Origin of the sequence: Psychrobacter sp. Ps1 (genome assembly GCF_022129425.1) — a bacterium.
In the GTDB taxonomy this organism is placed as follows: domain Bacteria; phylum Pseudomonadota; class Gammaproteobacteria; order Pseudomonadales; family Moraxellaceae; genus Psychrobacter.
Genome location: NZ_JADQAN010000023.1, coordinates 13,918 through 30,404, shown reverse-complemented (window position 1 = coordinate 30,404; position 16,487 = coordinate 13,918). Strand labels below are relative to the sequence as shown.

Below are 16,487 nucleotides of genomic sequence, written 5' to 3'. Positions count from 1 at the left end.
GCCTTTTTTGCGTCTGCTACTTGGGTAAGCTATAGCTTGTTAGATATGCTAAAAACGAACAAAGCGATTGGGTATGAGCTGAGCTTGAGTATCATCAGGATGCGGTGCATCAGCTGCCCGCAATGTTTGGGTAATCCAACTGTCTGCGGCTTGCACAGCATCGATGAGAGCATCGCCCATTGCCAAGCGTCCAGCGATAAAGCTAGCGAGTGAACATCCTGAGCCATGGAACTCACCATCTAAGCGCGGCAAAGTACTTTTATGGACCATTTCCCCCTGTATATATAAGTACTGCTCGATGTCACCACTATCAAAATCATGTGAGGTTTTTACGAGTACCGCATGAGCGCCTTGAGCACATAGCTTTTGTGCACCGACATGCAGGTCTTGCTCTCCGCTAAGCGCACGTAGCTCATGAGTATTTGGGGTGACTAAAGTGGCGTAGGGCAGCAATTGTCTAAAGGCGCTAACCAAAGTTTTTTCATCACCCAAACTGCCCCCGCTATTTGCGACTAGTACAGGGTCTAAGACAAATGGCGTATCATTATCGATAACTTGATCAGCAAATAGTTCGGTCAACATTGCAATGTTATCAGTGGTGCCGAGCATACCTGATTTGATAGCACTAACAGGTAAGTCATCAAGCACCGCAGTAGCTTGAGCTTTTACCAATGATGCCGCACAAGCCTCAAAGCCAAATACTTGCTGTGAGCTTTGGATAGTGACCGCTGTACACGCGATGGCTGCATGTGCCCCTGACTGTCCAATGGCCTCGATATCCGCTTGTAATCCAGCACCGCCTGAAGGGTCTAACCCTGAAAAACACAGTACGACAGGTCGCATAACAGCTCCTTTTGAGATATTTTAAAGTAAGTGATAAATACTATAGCCACCTACTACTAAAAAATCTATCATAGTCTTATGCTTGTGGATGGGGCATAAAACGGTAGAATGAGTAGACCTAATATTAATAAGCAGTTTGGTCGTTGTATTTAGCGGTAATATGTCGCAATTTTCCGTATAAAAATGCAATATAAGTACTTATATCTATAATTTTGATAAAAGCCGCATTAAATCTGTAGACAACGCTTGCAATTCGTTTTGGCTTTGTTATAATACTCGCCCACGACATGAGACGTATTGTTAGCATCAATACTATGTTTATAGATTTTTTATAAATGTCTTGAATCGTTAGGTGAAGTGGGTGAGTGGCTGAAACCAGTTCCCTGCTAAGGAACCATACGTGTAAGCGTATCGAGGGTTCGAATCCCTCCTTCACCGCCATTTATTCAGTTGTTATTAGAGTAGTAACGCAATATACTGCGTTAAACATTTTAATAATTAATTCAAAAAATAATTTGTTTTAATTAAAAAAGATGTTGACACAAGCGATATTATCTATATAATGACCAACCTAATTTACTGCAAAAGATATTATCTTCGCAGTGGATAAAGTGCAAAATACGCGCCTGTAGCTCAGTTGGATAGAGCACTTGGCTACGAACTAAGGGGTCGGGAGTTCGAATCTCTCCAGGCGCACCATTTGCATAATAGCTTAATACAAGCTGATAAAACATTAAAATAATCGCCTGTCTTATGACAATTGGCGGTTTTTTTATGTCTGTAACTTTCACCCTTCTACTTATTTATTCTTCGACCATCTCTTGTATGTAGCATGATTGGATAGCCAACTAATAATATTAGAAAGCAATCTACGATATTGGAGAGCAATCTATGATATTGGACAGCCATCTACGATTTTAGGCCATCTACGATGTTAAATAGTCATCTAGGATAATGTACGATAGCCCCACCATTTACGGTACAATAGCGTTACTATTCACTGCTTGCTATGAGCTTGTACCATGTCAAAAAGTCCATCTAAACGTCCGTCAAAAACGACTCGCAAATCAAAGCCTCAACCGAGTGCGCCTGTACAGCAAGATCCTAACGAAGAGCCAACCATCGCTAAGCCTATGATTCGTGTCGTGGCGATTCTCTATGATGGTATGCTGATTTTGGCATTACTGTTTTTGGTCGGTACTATATTGACTGTGGTGGGTACACTGTTGACCATGGAGACGGGTACTGAGTCCTCACAAGCTCAGTCACTGCCGCTCTGGTATCAGAACGCCATTATGACGCCATCGTTTGTACTAACACTTGTGGCATTCTACGGAATATTTTGGCGCCGTGGTGGTCAGACATTAGGTATGCAGACGTGGCGATTAAAAACGATTAATGATGCAGGCCAATGGCTAACGTGGGGTCAGTCGTTTAAGCGTATTTTGGCCGCTTGTTTGATGCCGTTGATTTTCGGCATTATTGGCAGTCTTATTGATGGGTCACGCGCAGCCTTATTGGCCAGCGCGTTTCTTGGTTTGGTATTCAACTATGTGTTCTGTCTGTTCAACCCTCGCGGTCTGGCGGTACAAGATATGCTGTCCAACACCATCACCCTAAAAATGCCAAAAGTGGCACATGAAGGGCTATGGCGCGGTTTTAAAAATCGTAAGAAAAAATCCTAGTCTGATTTGATTAACGTAATAACTATTATCGACGTAATAATTTAGTCTTATTCATACTCAGCTGGTTTAGCCTAAACAGTTACATACTAACGCTTTGAATCAGCCATGCGGTGTAGCCCATAAAGAACAGCACCAACGTAGCACCTGACGTACGACCGAATTGGCGCTTTGTTTTAAAGGCAAACACGCATAGTGTCACTAGCAATATCGTCAAGACTCCCATTGCCATCACATCACGCGACAGAATCACTGGATCAGCAGCGATAGGAGCAATGACCGTTGCCAAGCCGACAACTGCCAAAGTATTGAAGATATTAGAGCCGATGATATTGCCGAGCGCCATATCATGTTCGCCTTTACGGGCGGCTGACAGGCTCGATACCAGTTCAGGTAATGAGGTCCCAACGGCGACAATTGTTAGACCAATGATAAGCTCACTGAGCCCCCATAGTGTTGCCAACTCGACAGCACCCCAAACGATAGCACGTGAGCTAGCTACGAGCATCAGCATACCGATAATTAAACTCACAAGACCACGCGTTACGCTTGGTTCTAGCTTTTCTAAGCTCTCTGAGTTATCTAAGTGCTCTAAGTTGTTTGAGTGCTCTGAGTCAGCATTAGCCACGACCATATCGTCTTCGTGCTCATGATAGCCTTCGCGTATACTCATTATGATCTGTAGTCCTAAAACGGCGACCAACAAAATCAACAATACGATACCATCAGCTTGGCTCAATGTCCCATCACGTAGCTGCCAAGCGGCGATGACAGTAATTAGCAGCAGTAAGGGCAAGTCGCGCTTTACGATGCCTCTACGGATGATAATAGGGCTAATCAATACGGTTGCACCGAGTACCAATGCGATGTTGATGATATTCGAGCCATAAGCGTTACCTAGAGCCAGCTCAGGGCTGCCTTCTATCGCTGCTAGTACTGATACCACCATCTCAGGCGCTGACGTGCCTATACCCAATATTAAGACACCAATTAAGAAGCTAGGCACACTAAACTTCTTTGCTAGTGCTGTCGCCCCATCAATAAAGACATCGGCACTCCAAACTAAAATTGCTAACCCAATCAGTATTGCAAGCGCGGCCAACCACATCGGTATGTTTCCTTGTATATGATGAAAAATGTGAATTTGATAAATAAAAGTGGCATAAAAAAAGCCGAATCTTGATTTAGATTCAGCTTTCCCTTTAGCATCGAGATTTTTAGTAATAATAGCAGCTAATTCAAAGATGTAACTTTGTTTTTATCTTAAATTTACCAAAACCTCACCATCCTGTCATATTAAGCAACTTGTACAGGAATGATATTTGCAGTGTCTTTTACAGTGTTGTCTTCGTTGCAATAGACCAGTTTTGGCTGATACGTTGACGCTTCAACTTCATCAAAATGCGCGTAAGCACAAATGATAACGATATCGCCCAAATCTGCCATATGAGCCGCAGCACCATTCAATGAGATAATACCAGAGCCCGCCTCAGCACGGATAGCATAAGTGCGAAAGCGCTTACCGTTGGTCACGTTATAGATATCAATAGATTCATTTTCGCGTAGACCAGCAAGATCTAATAGATCGCCGTCGATACCGCAAGAGCCTTCATAGTGAAGCTCGGCATGGGTAACACGGGCACGGTGTAATTTGCATTTAAGCATATTAAGTAGCATAGGTTGGTTCCTTGGCGTAACTGATATTAATTAACTAAATCAAAAGGTTAATGGGGATAAAACTGCCAAAATAAAAGGTCATTATCATTGAACGACTATATTATTCTGGTAATTTAAAGCCATTAATTTGTGAACGTGCTTTTTCGACATCACCATCTAACAATAATGGGAGCGCTTCAAAAGCAGCTGTCAACGCGCTATCAATCGCAATCTGCTCATCGGGAGATGCTTTAGAGAGAACGTGTCCACTAACTTTAGACTTGTGACCAGGATGGCCGATACCCACACGCAGGCGATGAAAATCATTGCCGATATGCGGCGTGATATCACGTAGGCCGTTGTGACCACCATGTCCACCGTCTGTTTTGAGTTTGATACTACCAGCTGGAATATCGAGCTCATCATGAGCAATCAACAATTCATCATTTTTGATGCCATAGAAATTTACCATAGGCACCACTGACTGACCAGATTTATTCATAAACGTCAGCGGCATAAGTAAACGCACATCAGACCCATGAATCTGCCCACGCCCTGTCACTCCATGAAACTTCTTATCAGGGGAGAGCGTGATATTAAACTGCTGAGCCAAATGATGGACAAACCAAAATCCTGCATTATGACGCGTAAACATATACTGCTGACCAGGATTACCAAGACCGACAATAAGCTTTATGGCCATAAAAACACCCTGCTTGAATTTGATAAATAGGGGTAAGGTTTGAAGTACTGATAGACAGTTTATTTTCAAACCTTACTTACAAAAACAGCAGGAGATTTTAATCACCTGCTGTTTTATTGACTAAACGAATGTATCACTAACCAGCACAAAATAATGCACTAGTTAGAAATAGTTATTACTCGCTGTCTTTGTTTTCTTCAGTACCGTCGTTTTGCTCAGTTGCTGGTACTTCATCAGCATCAACGTCAGCATCAGCATCAACTTCTTCTACTGTTGGTGGCTGCATGTTAACGATAGTACGGTCATGGCCGTCTTCTAGCTCAAGCTCATGAATTACAACGCCTTCAGGAAGTTTGATGTCTGATAGACGGAACAAATCACCGATTTCCATGCCAGATACATCTACTTCTAGGTATTCAGGAAGTTGTGATGGTAAGCAGATAACTTCGATATCAGATACTAGAGTAGATAGTACACCAGCAGCAGCAGTACCAGGCGCATCTTCACGACCAGTGAAATGAACAGGAACGTTCATGTGAATTTTCTGACCTTTTACAATGCGCTGGAAATCAGCATGCATTGGGAAGCCTTTAGCTGGATGGCGCTGCAAGTCTTTGATAACTGCTTGATGCTCTTCACCGTCAACGTTGATAGTCAAGATGTGTGAGAAAAACGCTTCGAATTCTAGTGATTTTACTAGTTCGTTAAGCTTGATAGAGATAGCTGTTGGCTCTTCGTTACCACCATAGATGATAGCAGGAACTAGGTTCTGCTTACGTAGGCGGCGGCTCGCACCTTTACCTTGTAGTTCAGCAGCACGATCAACGGCGTTTAGTTCAAAATGATTAATGCTCATGGATATAATCCTATAAAAAAAATGATGAAGTGTCTGGTCATAAAAAAGTGGATTTGCGACCAATCCACTAATACGTGATGATAGCTAATATTATGGTTACGAATAAACCTCGTAATGTCTAAGCTTAGCCATTTGCTTATAGCAGCGCTCGCTATGATAAATGATAATTACTATAACGATGGTTGCTGTTAAGCATGATCAGCACTTTTGATAGTGCCAGCCTAATAAAAACAACGAAAAGGTCAGCACAGGCGCGCATTATACGTGATTCTGTAGCAATAATAAAGACCTACGCAAAACGCCTACACAAAACAAAGCGCCAAGTAAAGATACTTGACGCTCTGTTTTTTAACTATTCAAGATGTCTTACTATAGTCATTGCTATTCAAAATTACCGCAATGGCTGTTTTAAAAATAACTGTATCAGGTTAAGCGTCAAACATCGCGCTAATAGATTCTTCGTTATTGATACGGCGTAAGCTTTCAGCCAGCATCGGTGCAATACTTACCTGACGGATTTTGCTACAGGCTTTGGCTTCAGCAGATAGTGGAATCGTATCGGTCACAACCACTTCATCCAATGCAGATTCGCTGATGTTTTTCAGTGCGTTACCTGATAGGACAGGGTGCGTGATGTAAGCCAAGACGCGACGTGCACCATTTTCTTTCAATGCTTCGGCAGCTTTACACAATGTACCTGCGGTATCGACCATATCATCAACGATAACGCAATCACGGTCACGAACATCACCAATGATGTGCATTACTTGTGACTCATTGGCACGAGCACGGCGCTTATCAATAATTGCCATGTCAGTATCGCCTAACTGCTTGGCCATCGCACGTGCACGAACCACACCGCCTACATCAGGTGAAACAACCATGATATTGTCATAGTCTTGCTTTTGTAGGTCGTTTAGCAATACAGGTGTGCCGTAGATATTATCTACAGGGATATCGAAGAAACCTTGAATCTGATCTGAGTGCAAATCAACAGTCATTACGCGATCGATACTGACGATGTTTAGCATGTCAGCGACCACTTTAGCCGAGATAGGTACACGAGCTGAGCGTGGACGACGATCCTGACGAGCATAACCAAAATACGGCATGACAGCTGTGATACGGCCAGCACTAGAGCGACGCAAAGCGTCAGCCATCATCATGATTTCCATCAAGTTGTCGTTGGTCGGTGCACAAGTAGGCTGCATGATAAACACATCTTTACCACGTACGTGTTCTTTGATTTCCACGGCAATTTCGCCATCAGAAAAACGCGTGATGTCAGCTTTACCAAGAGGTATGTGAAGATGATCGGCTACGGTTTTTGCTAATTCTGGGTGGGCATTACCCGTAAAAATCGCCAAATAAGGCATGACAGAAGTCCTATTGATTGACTCAAGCAGCGACCGCTAAGCAGTGTCAAACTGCTCAAATTAAGAAAAGAGTGGTGAAGGTGTTGAAGTATACTATTACAGTAAAAAATGGCAGGGGTAGCTGGACTCGAACCAACGGATGTCAGGATCAAAACCTGATGCCTTACCAACTTGGCTATACCCCTGTAATGTCTAGGCTATGAACAACCGATATATAATAGCGACTAAGTAGTCGTTCTTAATATGGTGTCATGACCTGTCAGTTATCTAAAAAACGGATAAACCGTTTAAAACATAACTTTTCCCTAGCGGTGTCCATTGCGAACTATACCGAAACTGGGATAACGTTGTCAATGACAATAAGATAAGTGGCTGTCTATAAACCGCTTATACTCGATGTATCTCTAACGCTTCGTACTAAAAAATGGCAGGGGTAGCTGGACTCGAACCAACGGATGTCAGGATCAAAACCTGATGCCTTACCAACTTGGCTATACCCCTATTGTGGCGACCTATTATAAGTAAATTTTCAGATTTTGCAAGTCATTTGCAGCTTTTTCTGGTATTTATTCATCATAGGTTACTGCTGGCGCTATTTTAGCAAATTAAAATAGGCAATCCTACCGTTGTCATTATTTAGATGATAAGAAATCTAAAGGTTATATGTGCTATTTTAAGTTTCCAACGATATATGCCGCACAAGGCGCATCTGCAATCCACTTCGCCACAAGTTTTTTGTTAGTAGCCACACTCGCATCTAGAGGTAAAAACACGGCACTACCAGAGCCAGTCATTCGTGCTGTGCTCAATGCTTGCGCTTCTAACCCCTGTAGATAACTTAAGGCATCTGCAACAGCAGAAGCGAGGCTTGTGACGACTGGGGTAAAGACATTATGATAAGGTGTAAGTAAATCTTGAACGTAATAATTAGACTGACTTTGAATCGTCTGTATTGATAGCGGTGCGATATCTCGCTGTAGCTTGGGATGGGCAAATAGGGTAGCGGTATTGACATGAGCGTTAGGCGTCAGTACTAAATAGTGCTGGTCAGGTAGGTCAATGGCAGTTAACTCTTCACCAATTCCCATTGCAATAGCGTCTTGATCAAAGATAAATATAGGTACATCCGCACCCACAGTCGCGCCAATCTTTATAAGCTCATCACAGGTAAAATTAAGCTGCCAAATCTCATTGAGCACTAGTATAGTCGTTGCTGCATTAGATGAGCCACCGCCTAGACCCGCGCCCATTGGCAAATGCTTATCTAAAGTGATATGCACTTTTGCTAACTGCTCAGGTAAAGTGTTTGCCTGTATGGCAGATGCTAGCAATGCGCGTGCCGCTTTGAAAATTAAATTGTCTTCTATACTGGTAGTAATAGCCTCTGCACCATCCAATATCAGTAGCTGATTACAGAGTTGATTAGCGCTTAATTCACTATCTATAGTAGAAATCACAGCATCATCACTGACCGAAAAATGCAAGTAATCGCCCCAGTCAAGCAGTCGAAAAACCGTTTGCAAATTATGATAGCCGTCGGTACGTTTACCAGTGATATGCAAAAACAGATTGAGTTTTGCAGGTGATATACGAGTAATCGTAGAAACAGATGATGCGGCTATATTTTCAGTCATATTTTTTTATCATAAGGTGCAGTTATAAACAGCTATCTTGATTAGCAATTATGGTTTTTAGCGTAGTTCATATCATCAACCAGTGATGGATTAATGGTTGATCGTCATTACAACTTTGTTGCCTTGTGGCTGTACTGCACTAATTTTACTAGGTAGCTTATCCGTACCTTTATAAGTAAAGCTGGCTGTCCACTCACCATTGACTGAGCTAACTAAGCGGCTCTGATCATCCAGTTGTGGCGCGCTGTCTGAAGGTGCTGGGCGACCAGAAATCCAATAAGGCATTTGTGAAATTGGTGCTTGCCAACCAGTGGCTTTCTTTAGCAAGGTTTCAGGATCGTCAGCGGTCAATGTACCTGTCTTTTCGCTAACTAGAGTAGCGGTCTGACCATTGTATTCAATGTTGGTTTTACCAATACCAAGTGCGCCAATCAGCTCAATGGCAAATCGGTCATTTTGCTGACCCCATGCATAAAATGCACTACCGCCTTGGGTACCGGTCAAATCACTCGCAGGCGTCGTTACCCCAATCTTGCCCGTGATATTGAAGCTCTCTAGCTTTTTTGGTTGTTCAGCGTTTTGGCCTTGTATAGTCGTCGTCGGTTGGTTAGTTGCGTTGGCCGTTTTTAACGACTGACAGCCAGAGGTTATGACCATTGCTGCAGTTATAGCAGTGAACAAAGCCAATTTATTTGGTTTATAAGAAGTGATTAATGCTGACATAATAGTTTCTCAAAATGGAAAGATGAACAAAGATATTAGCTTAAGCGTTATTTGTTGCTCGGTTATGCACGGCTGTTAGCTTCTTATAACGACCTTGTAATTTATAAATGCTTCGTTATTTATAAAAACCTTATCAACTATCATATCTCTGTAATCGCAAAACCCAAAAAGCATATCCAAAATCAGCGCTATTAATACAGCTGTATGCGGTCATTGATATTGTGCTGTCCAAATGAGAAGCGCTGCTGCAAATCTGCGAGTAATGCCTCAACTTTGTCATTGTTACCTAAGCCTTGATAGGCGCGCAATAACAGCGTGCCTGAGCGCAGAGTTGGTAGCACATCATAAGGTGTCTGTAGATAGTCGATAACCTGCTGATAGTTTTCTTCGGCTAATGCATTGCCTGCCAAGACATTTAGGGCTTGCAGATGTAGGTCGTTATCATAACGTGGGTCATCATAGCGAATCTGGATAATTGCGGTAGCTAGCGCTAGACCTTGCTCTGAGCTGCGCTCATTTGCCAACAGTAACTGTGCATAGCTCAACTGATAGGACAAGTTGCTAGGATCTAATGCCTGCAAATGATTGAGCAAGGTGCGCTTAACGACATAGTCTTCTTTGTCATCTAACAGCTGAGCCCGCGCAAAGAGTAGCATCTCATTATCAGGATATTTACGAGCGGCACGGGTTAGTAGACGCAGTGCTTCATCAGATTCGTTTTGTTGCCACAAGATATCGGCTTGCATGACAAAAGTGTCAGGTGCGAATACCGTGAAGTCTTTGCGCAGCTTCTCTAACGTCGCGATTGCCCCATCGACATCGTTATCGAGTAATTCAAACGCCACTACCTTTCTACGCGCTTCTAATACCAAATCCTCTTGCATGACGCCATTGAGATAGTATTTGGCTTGATCAAACAACTGCTGACGCTCAGCACTGATACCCAGATAGTAATAGGCTTGATCAAGATAAGCTGGACTCTTGGCAAGCATATTGAGTAGCTCATCGGCACTAGCATATTCTTCAATATCCAAGCTCACTAAGGCTGCGAGCAGAGTAATCTCAGAATCATCACTGAAACGGCTATGTGCTTCAAGTAGTAACTTCCAAGCTTGTTCGCTTTGCTTTAAATCTAATAGATAGCGAATCTCATATAAATATAAGCTTTTGCTATCAGGATTACGTAGACGAGCTTGACTGACATAATTGATGACGGTTTCTGCGGTCACGATTTTACGCAATATATCGGCTTTTAACGTAATAAAGGGCACGTAGTCTGGCTGACGCTCTAGCGCTCGATTAATATGAACAATAGCGACTTCAGGTTCTTTAAACTGATAGAGTAAACCTGCTTTTAACACTGACAATGAGGCATTTTGCTCGCTATCTAGTGGCTGCAACGCGGCAAGAAGCTCACGTTTGTCATCATCATTATTTGGGTAAATACCTATGAGAATTTCACTTAAGTCTGCGCGTGGATCATAGCGCAAGATGCGGTTTAAAGTTTCACCCGCTAATATGTAGTCGTGGGCACGTAAGGCCAAATGCGCGACATAAAACCATGCAGGCACGTGGTCAGGGTTTTGGTCTTGCCATGTCTTGGCAAATTGTAATGAGTCTTCAACCCTTTCGTTACGCAAAGAAAGGCTAAGCGCTCTCTCAAACACGGCTGTTGCATCTTCTTTAAAAGACTGTTGCTTATAAATAGAGACTGCACGTCGTTTGTCGTCGCGATCAGCAGCAAATTCGGCATCCAGTAGAGCGTACAAGCTTGGTTCACTAAGCTCAGGCTGCCATAAGCTGGCTGGCGCTAGGCCATTAATGTTTTTTACGTTTTCTATGGTGAGCGTATCTTCATTATAAGGTGTATCAATCGCAGCACTATCATCATTTGGTTTATCGGCAGTTACCTTATTGGCAGCTGCCTTATTATCGGTAGCAACGGATACTTTAGGAATTTTTGTTTCTAGCAATACATCGGGATGGCTAGCATGAACAGGGGCTGCCAAACACAGGCACACAGCTAGAGACAACGCTAGCTTATACCGTTGACACAGGCGCTCAATAGCGACATGCAATAAAGCACGGAAGCTAGAGTGTTCGTTATAGGGATGTGGTGACCGAAGTAATGACCCAAAAAAAATCATAGATAGCCGTATTCGCCCATGGTTTACCTACACAGATAAGGCAAGTTTGTTTTAATCATTTTAAGTTAAATATTGGCAATATATACCCATGACAAACATTATAAGAGTAGACCGATGAGATAAACAATAGCATCCGTGTTACTCAGATATTGGCATGTCTGACCGTATGAATATGCTACTAGTAGCGAGTACGTTGCCAAAGAACGATACTGAAGATAATTAAATATAGATAGGTCTGTCGAACTGAATATTATAGAAATATAACAAGTTAAGATAGAGTAAGCGAATGATTTAACATTATATTATTGACCATAAGTCAAAACCCAGCTATTGATTTTATAAATCGTATGAGTAGTTGATTTGTTACATTTGCGACCAGATACAGAGATATGGTTATCATAGATGGGTGAGTGTTAATTAAAGCCCGCAATAATGATATAATAGGCGGTTTTTAGGGTCTTCCTTTTTAGCGCTGTCGTCAAAAACTGTCTTTTAAAAATAATAAAATAGCGTAAGGGGCAACTGAGCGTCATGTTTATGGTCTATCGATAATGAGATTAGTGGTCATTGGGGTCAATCACAAAACTGCACCAGTCGCTCTGCGAGAGCGCTTGGCGCTTGTGGGTGACGATGTAAATGTCGCACTCAAACAAATAGAAGCCTTTACTGATGGTAGCGTGATCGTCTCTACTTGTAACCGCACCGAAATCTATGCGCTAGTGCCGCACACTTCAACGTCGCATCATGCTAATAGCCAATTGTCTGACTCACAATCATCCGATATACAGGATGTCAAAGCTGCTGGCCATTCATCATCTAATAATACTTTATCCAACAATGCTTTTAGTAGTAGCATGAATATCTCGTCTGCTGCGATTAGTGCGCATATTACCAAAATCAAAACGTGGCTGGCTGACTTCAAGCAATTGCCACTCGTTGATATTGATCCTTATCTCTATGTACATCGTGATACCCATGCATTGACTCATTGGTTAAGAGTAGCGGCTGGTCTCGATTCTATGATACTGGGCGAGCCGCAGATTCTCGGGCAAATCAAAAACTCTGTGCATCTGGCTCAAGACCAAAAAGTACTCAGCAATCAGCTCGGCTGGATCATCGATCAAGTATTCGCTGCTGCCAAACGAGTGCGTAATGAGACGCAGGTTGGCGCACAGGCCGTATCGCTTAGCTTTGCCGCAGCTAAACTGGTCACTCAGATATTTGATGATTTACCCAGTCGTACTTTACTGGTCGTTGCGGCAGGTGAGATGAATCGCTTAGTTGCCACTCATATCGCAGGGTTAGGGGTCGGACGAGTCATTATCTGTAACCGTAATCCCGAACGTGCCGAAGCATTAGCGGCTGAGCTACGTGGCCCTAATCGCCGCGTAGACGTTAGACCCTTACAAGAGTTACCGCAAGTATTGGCGGAAGCCGATATCGTTAGTAGTTGTAGTGGCAGTATGGATTTGTTGATTGATAAGACAATGACCATACAAGCGCTAAAACGTCGCCGTTATCAGCCAATGCTTATGATAGATCTGGCCGTACCGCGCGATATCGATTCGACCATTAGCCGTATTGATGATGTTTATCTGTACTCTGTCGATGATTTGCAGCATGTCATTGCAGGTAATATCGAACAGCGTCGCCAAGCCGCAGTAGATGCTGAACTGTTAGTGAGTCAATTGGTGGTCGAGATAGATCGCCGCTTTCAGGTTCGCCAAGTCGGCAAAGACATTCAGCAGTACCGCGCGTGTACTCAAGGTCAGGTGGATAAGCTGCTGCATGAATCTATTGCTAAGCTGCAACAAGACGATGTCAGTCCAGAATACATCATCACTGAGCTATCGCGACGTCTGACTCAAACATTGACCCATGCACCATCGAAACTGATGCGCAAAGCCGCACGTGAAGGCGATAGTGAGTTGCTAGACTTCGTAGTGTCAGGACTACAAGATGCTCATCGAGGGCATTGATGCTTTCATCGTGGCTTTATAAATCAAAACTTATCAATCAATCAATACCTACCAATAAATGCTCGATAGCGCAAGTCATATCGTTGCCTGAGCGTATCGTTGTCAACCTTCAGTATCAGTGCTAATATCAAGCTCTCATGGATGGCTTAGGTCAAGATATGTGCTGGTGTTTGCTCGTAATATGACTACAAATATATTAACTTCACGTTAGTAGACCTCATCAGTGTCCGTTGTTTTTTGTTTGTTTAAAAATAATGCATCTCTAGACAGCGCAAGATCTCACCATCAAAAATAATAGTACTTGATTATAGTGCTATCTAATCCATGTCGCATATTATCTAATCATATACTAGGAGTGTTCCATGCCTGCATTACGTCAAGATATCGATCCAAACGGCTTATTAGAGTATTCAGTGGTCTACACTGATCGTGCGCTAAACCATATGTCAAAAGCCTTTCAGCAAGTGATGAATGACTTATCTAGTGATCTAAAATCTGTCTACAACGCGGATGCCGTGGTGATCGTACCGGGTTCTGGTACTTATGGTATGGAAGCGGTCGCGCGTCAACTGGCAAATGACGAAGATTGCCTCATCATTCGTAATGGTTGGTTTAGTTATCGTTGGACGCAAATCTTAGAAAAAGGCAAAATCGCCAAGTCATCTACAGTGCTCACGGCCAATCGTGCTGATGATAGTGAGTCGCCAAAGCCGTTCTCCCCAGTCGATATCGACGTTGCCGTAGCCAAAATTAAAGAAGAAAAGCCAGCAGTGGTATTTGCGCCGCATGTCGAAACCTCATCGGGCATCATCTTATCAGATGACTATATCAAAGCGTTGAGCGAAGCTGTGCATAGCGTCGGCGGATTGTTAGTCATTGATTGCATCGCTTCAGGCTGTGTATGGCTAGATATGAAAGCATTGGGCATCGATGTGCTGATTAGCGCACCGCAAAAAGGCTGGAGCAGTACACCGGGCGCTGGTTTGGTCATGTTAAGCGACGCTGCTGTCAAAAAAGTAGACAGTACTGAATCTGATAGTTTTAGTATCGACCTAAAGCAATGGTTAAATATCATGCGTGCTTACGAAAATGGCGGTCATGCGTACCATGCGACTATGCCGACAGACAGCTTACGTCAGTTCCGTGATGCTGTGAATGAAGCCAAAGCAATCGGTTTTGATAAATTGTGTGACGCGCAGTGGGCACTTGGCAAACGTATCCGCGAAGTACTAGAAGCCAAGGGCGTTGAGAGCGTCGCTGCTGAAGGTTTTAAAGCACCTGGCGTTGTCGTCTCTTATACTGATCGTGATGACATGCATAAAGGTAGCGCGTTCGCTGAAATCGGAGTGCAAATCGCTGCTGGCGTACCATTAAAAGTGGGCGAGCCTGATAATTTCAAAACTTTCCGTTTGGGTCTATTTGGCTTGGATAAATTGACTGATATCGATGGCACAGTAGCGCGTTTTGAAACGGCACTTAATAAAGTGCTGAGCCAGTAAAGATACCAATTAAGAGGGCTGATAAAGATAGTAATAGGATAGCTTATTAAGTTTTTTCACTGCCCTTTTTAAAGCCTTTGCAGTACTATCTTAACAGTTATAAAAAATACTGAACCATTATTGTCATGCTAGGTTCAGTATTTTTTTACCTTTTTATTATATTTTATAATATAATGTATTTTTATAAATTAATACTCAAGTACGTATTTAATAAACTTAATTAGGTAGTCCGTTATGAGCATACAAATAGACTGGCAAGCATTTACGCCGATCTCCTTGGTAGGAGGTCTAATGCTAGGCGTAGCGACGGTTATCTTACTGCTGGGTATCGGCCGTATAGCAGGTATCAGTGGCATCTTTTCAAGCCTACTAAAACCCAAGCGTGTAGAGATGTGGCAGGTGCTGTTTATACTGGGTCTGGTCATCTCACCACTGCTATATCAGTTGGCAAGACCGCTACCTGAGGTAGCTATCAGTACTTCCGTGCCATTATTGATTGGTGCAGGGTTATTGGTCGGCTTCGGCACGCGTTTAGGTTCAGGATGCACGAGTGGGCATGGTATTTGCGGTAACGCACGGCTGTCTCCACGGTCATTGGCAGCGACCGTCACCTTTATGCTGTTTGGAATTGCGACCGTTTATATCGGTCGTCACGTGCTAGGCCTGCTATAGCGAATTCATGGCAGATTGCCAGATGAAGGTTGATAGCTGGGCTAACGCGCGAACGATATATGATGGTTAATAAAAGATAATAATAGCGAGATACGACGATGCTAAAAAATATAATCGGATTGTTAGCAGGACTGCTGTTTGGACTTGGACTACTGGTGTCAGGTATGACCGATCCTGTAAAGGTACAAGGGTTTTTGGACGTATTTGGTGCATGGGATATCTCCCTTGCTCTTGTGATGGGCGGTGGCTTGATCGTCGCTTTCTTCGGTGTGCGATTAGCAAAGCGTCAACAAAGCAGCTGGATCGGCACACCGATTGATATGCCAAGCAAAACTGTCATTAATAAAAAATTGCTTATCGGTGCGATGTTGTTCGGTATCGGCTGGGGGCTGGTTGGTATCTGTCCAGGACCAGGAATTGTATTGCTCGGTACTGGTGAGTGGCAAGCCTATGTCTTTATCCCTGCCATGATTATAGGGATGCTAGTCTATCAATGGCTTGAGCCTAAGCTTGGCTGATATAGTTAGTTCTCTATAAATTGGATACGGTGTCAGCCTCGCTTAGTCTACTATTTGTAGTACTTTCACTTAGCTTCCTTGTCTCAAAATTATATTGAACCAACTATAGTATAAATAGACGAGCGCTCAAAAAAAGGTCAGTCACTTATACGTGATTGACCTTTTTTATGAATATTAATTTGTGACAGGATTTAATATA

General features: G+C 43.0%; 14 protein-coding genes and 4 tRNA genes. 7 read left to right on the top strand and 11 right to left on the bottom strand.

What is annotated here, in order from left to right; all coding sequences use genetic code 11:
- Positions 1–48: 48 nt before the first annotated feature.
- Positions 49–843: a hydroxymethylpyrimidine/phosphomethylpyrimidine kinase gene (locus I3249_RS11240; protein ID WP_238070016.1), complete on the bottom strand. Its 795-nt coding sequence runs from the start codon at positions 841–843 to the stop codon at positions 49–51.
- Positions 844–1,194: 351 nt separating this feature from the next.
- Between I3249_RS11240 and I3249_RS11235 the strand changes: the two genes are divergently transcribed.
- The 3 genes from I3249_RS11235 to I3249_RS11225 all read left to right on the top strand — a co-directional run bounded on the left by I3249_RS11235 (position 1,195) and on the right by I3249_RS11225 (position 2,528).
- Positions 1,195–1,284, top strand: a tRNA-Ser gene (locus I3249_RS11235).
- A 181-nt stretch (positions 1,285–1,465) separates the two neighbouring features.
- Positions 1,466–1,542: transfer RNA gene (locus I3249_RS11230), tRNA-Arg, on the top strand.
- 323 nt (positions 1,543–1,865) lie between these two features.
- Entirely contained in the window at positions 1,866–2,528 is a 663-nt protein-coding gene (locus tag I3249_RS11225) for an RDD family protein (RefSeq protein WP_238070015.1), read from the top strand.
- 79 nt (positions 2,529–2,607) lie between these two features.
- Here the strand turns inward: I3249_RS11225 and I3249_RS11220 are convergent, their stop codons facing one another.
- From I3249_RS11220 to I3249_RS11175, 10 genes are all read right to left on the bottom strand, one after another.
- Entirely contained in the window at positions 2,608–3,633 is a 1,026-nt protein-coding gene (locus I3249_RS11220) for a calcium/sodium antiporter (RefSeq protein WP_102090874.1), read from the bottom strand.
- 188 nt (positions 3,634–3,821) lie between these two features.
- Positions 3,822–4,202, bottom strand: coding sequence for an aspartate 1-decarboxylase (gene panD / locus I3249_RS11215; protein WP_010196068.1), 381 nt, complete (start codon positions 4,200–4,202; stop codon positions 3,822–3,824).
- A 100-nt stretch (positions 4,203–4,302) separates the two neighbouring features.
- Positions 4,303–4,884 (bottom strand): aminoacyl-tRNA hydrolase, encoded by a 582-nt coding sequence (pth, locus tag I3249_RS11210; protein WP_101205142.1) that lies wholly within the window; start codon positions 4,882–4,884, stop codon positions 4,303–4,305.
- A gap of 175 nt (positions 4,885–5,059) precedes the next feature.
- Positions 5,060–5,740, bottom strand: a complete 681-nt coding sequence (locus tag I3249_RS11205) for a 50S ribosomal protein L25/general stress protein Ctc (RefSeq protein ID WP_057758040.1) — start codon at positions 5,738–5,740, stop codon at positions 5,060–5,062.
- Between the two features lie 428 nt (positions 5,741–6,168).
- Positions 6,169–7,116: a ribose-phosphate pyrophosphokinase gene (locus I3249_RS11200; RefSeq protein WP_057758042.1), complete on the bottom strand. Its 948-nt coding sequence runs from the start codon at positions 7,114–7,116 to the stop codon at positions 6,169–6,171.
- A gap of 109 nt (positions 7,117–7,225) precedes the next feature.
- Positions 7,226–7,301, bottom strand: a tRNA-Gln gene (locus I3249_RS11195).
- A 240-nt stretch (positions 7,302–7,541) separates the two neighbouring features.
- A tRNA-Gln gene (locus I3249_RS11190) sits at positions 7,542–7,617 on the bottom strand.
- 167 nt (positions 7,618–7,784) lie between these two features.
- Complete coding sequence (ispE, locus tag I3249_RS11185) at positions 7,785–8,750, bottom strand: 4-(cytidine 5'-diphospho)-2-C-methyl-D-erythritol kinase (RefSeq protein WP_238070014.1); 966 nt, start codon at positions 8,748–8,750, stop codon at positions 7,785–7,787.
- 90 nt (positions 8,751–8,840) lie between these two features.
- Positions 8,841–9,473, bottom strand: a complete 633-nt coding sequence (gene lolB, locus I3249_RS11180; RefSeq protein WP_238070013.1) for a lipoprotein insertase outer membrane protein LolB — start codon at positions 9,471–9,473, stop codon at positions 8,841–8,843.
- A 191-nt stretch (positions 9,474–9,664) separates the two neighbouring features.
- Complete coding sequence (locus tag I3249_RS11175) at positions 9,665–11,482, bottom strand: tetratricopeptide repeat protein (protein WP_238070012.1); 1,818 nt, start codon at positions 11,480–11,482, stop codon at positions 9,665–9,667.
- A 689-nt stretch (positions 11,483–12,171) separates the two neighbouring features.
- Between I3249_RS11175 and hemA the strand changes: the two genes are divergently transcribed.
- From hemA to I3249_RS11155, 4 genes are all read left to right on the top strand, one after another.
- Positions 12,172–13,599, top strand: a complete 1,428-nt coding sequence (hemA, locus tag I3249_RS11170) for a glutamyl-tRNA reductase (RefSeq protein WP_238070011.1) — start codon at positions 12,172–12,174, stop codon at positions 13,597–13,599.
- A gap of 362 nt (positions 13,600–13,961) precedes the next feature.
- Positions 13,962–15,098, top strand: a complete 1,137-nt coding sequence (locus tag I3249_RS11165) for an aminotransferase class V-fold PLP-dependent enzyme (RefSeq protein WP_238070010.1) — start codon at positions 13,962–13,964, stop codon at positions 15,096–15,098.
- A gap of 234 nt (positions 15,099–15,332) precedes the next feature.
- The gene (locus tag I3249_RS11160) at positions 15,333–15,770 is read left to right on the top strand and encodes a YeeE/YedE family protein (protein WP_238070009.1); all 438 of its coding nucleotides are present in this window, start codon (positions 15,333–15,335) and stop codon (positions 15,768–15,770) included.
- Positions 15,771–15,868: 98 nt separating this feature from the next.
- The gene (locus I3249_RS11155) at positions 15,869–16,288 is read left to right on the top strand and encodes a DUF6691 family protein (RefSeq protein ID WP_238070008.1); all 420 of its coding nucleotides are present in this window, start codon (positions 15,869–15,871) and stop codon (positions 16,286–16,288) included.
- The last annotated feature ends 199 nt before the right edge of the window (positions 16,289–16,487 follow it).

Excerpts from the sequence above, each read along its gene's own strand:
- I3249_RS11205 (WP_057758040.1), bottom strand. The coding sequence starts at position 5,740 with ATGAGCATTAATCATTTTGAACTAAACGCCGTTGATCGTGCTGCTGAA.
- hemA (WP_238070011.1), top strand. The coding sequence starts at position 12,172 with ATGAGATTAGTGGTCATTGGGGTCAATCACAAAACTGCACCAGTCGCT.
- I3249_RS11240 (WP_238070016.1), bottom strand. The coding sequence starts at position 843 with ATGCGACCTGTCGTACTGTGTTTTTCAGGGTTAGACCCTTCAGGCGGT.
- I3249_RS11165 (WP_238070010.1), top strand. The coding sequence starts at position 13,962 with ATGCCTGCATTACGTCAAGATATCGATCCAAACGGCTTATTAGAGTAT.
- I3249_RS11220 (WP_102090874.1), bottom strand. The coding sequence starts at position 3,633 with ATGTGGTTGGCCGCGCTTGCAATACTGATTGGGTTAGCAATTTTAGTT.
- ispE (WP_238070014.1), bottom strand. The coding sequence starts at position 8,750 with ATGACTGAAAATATAGCCGCATCATCTGTTTCTACGATTACTCGTATA.
- I3249_RS11225 (WP_238070015.1), top strand. The coding sequence starts at position 1,866 with ATGTCAAAAAGTCCATCTAAACGTCCGTCAAAAACGACTCGCAAATCA.
- pth (WP_101205142.1), bottom strand. The coding sequence starts at position 4,884 with ATGGCCATAAAGCTTATTGTCGGTCTTGGTAATCCTGGTCAGCAGTAT.
- I3249_RS11155 (WP_238070008.1), top strand. The coding sequence starts at position 15,869 with ATGCTAAAAAATATAATCGGATTGTTAGCAGGACTGCTGTTTGGACTT.
- panD (WP_010196068.1), bottom strand. The coding sequence starts at position 4,202 with ATGCTACTTAATATGCTTAAATGCAAATTACACCGTGCCCGTGTTACC.
- I3249_RS11200 (WP_057758042.1), bottom strand. The coding sequence starts at position 7,116 with ATGCCTTATTTGGCGATTTTTACGGGTAATGCCCACCCAGAATTAGCA.
- lolB (WP_238070013.1), bottom strand. The coding sequence starts at position 9,473 with ATGTCAGCATTAATCACTTCTTATAAACCAAATAAATTGGCTTTGTTC.
- I3249_RS11160 (WP_238070009.1), top strand. The coding sequence starts at position 15,333 with ATGAGCATACAAATAGACTGGCAAGCATTTACGCCGATCTCCTTGGTA.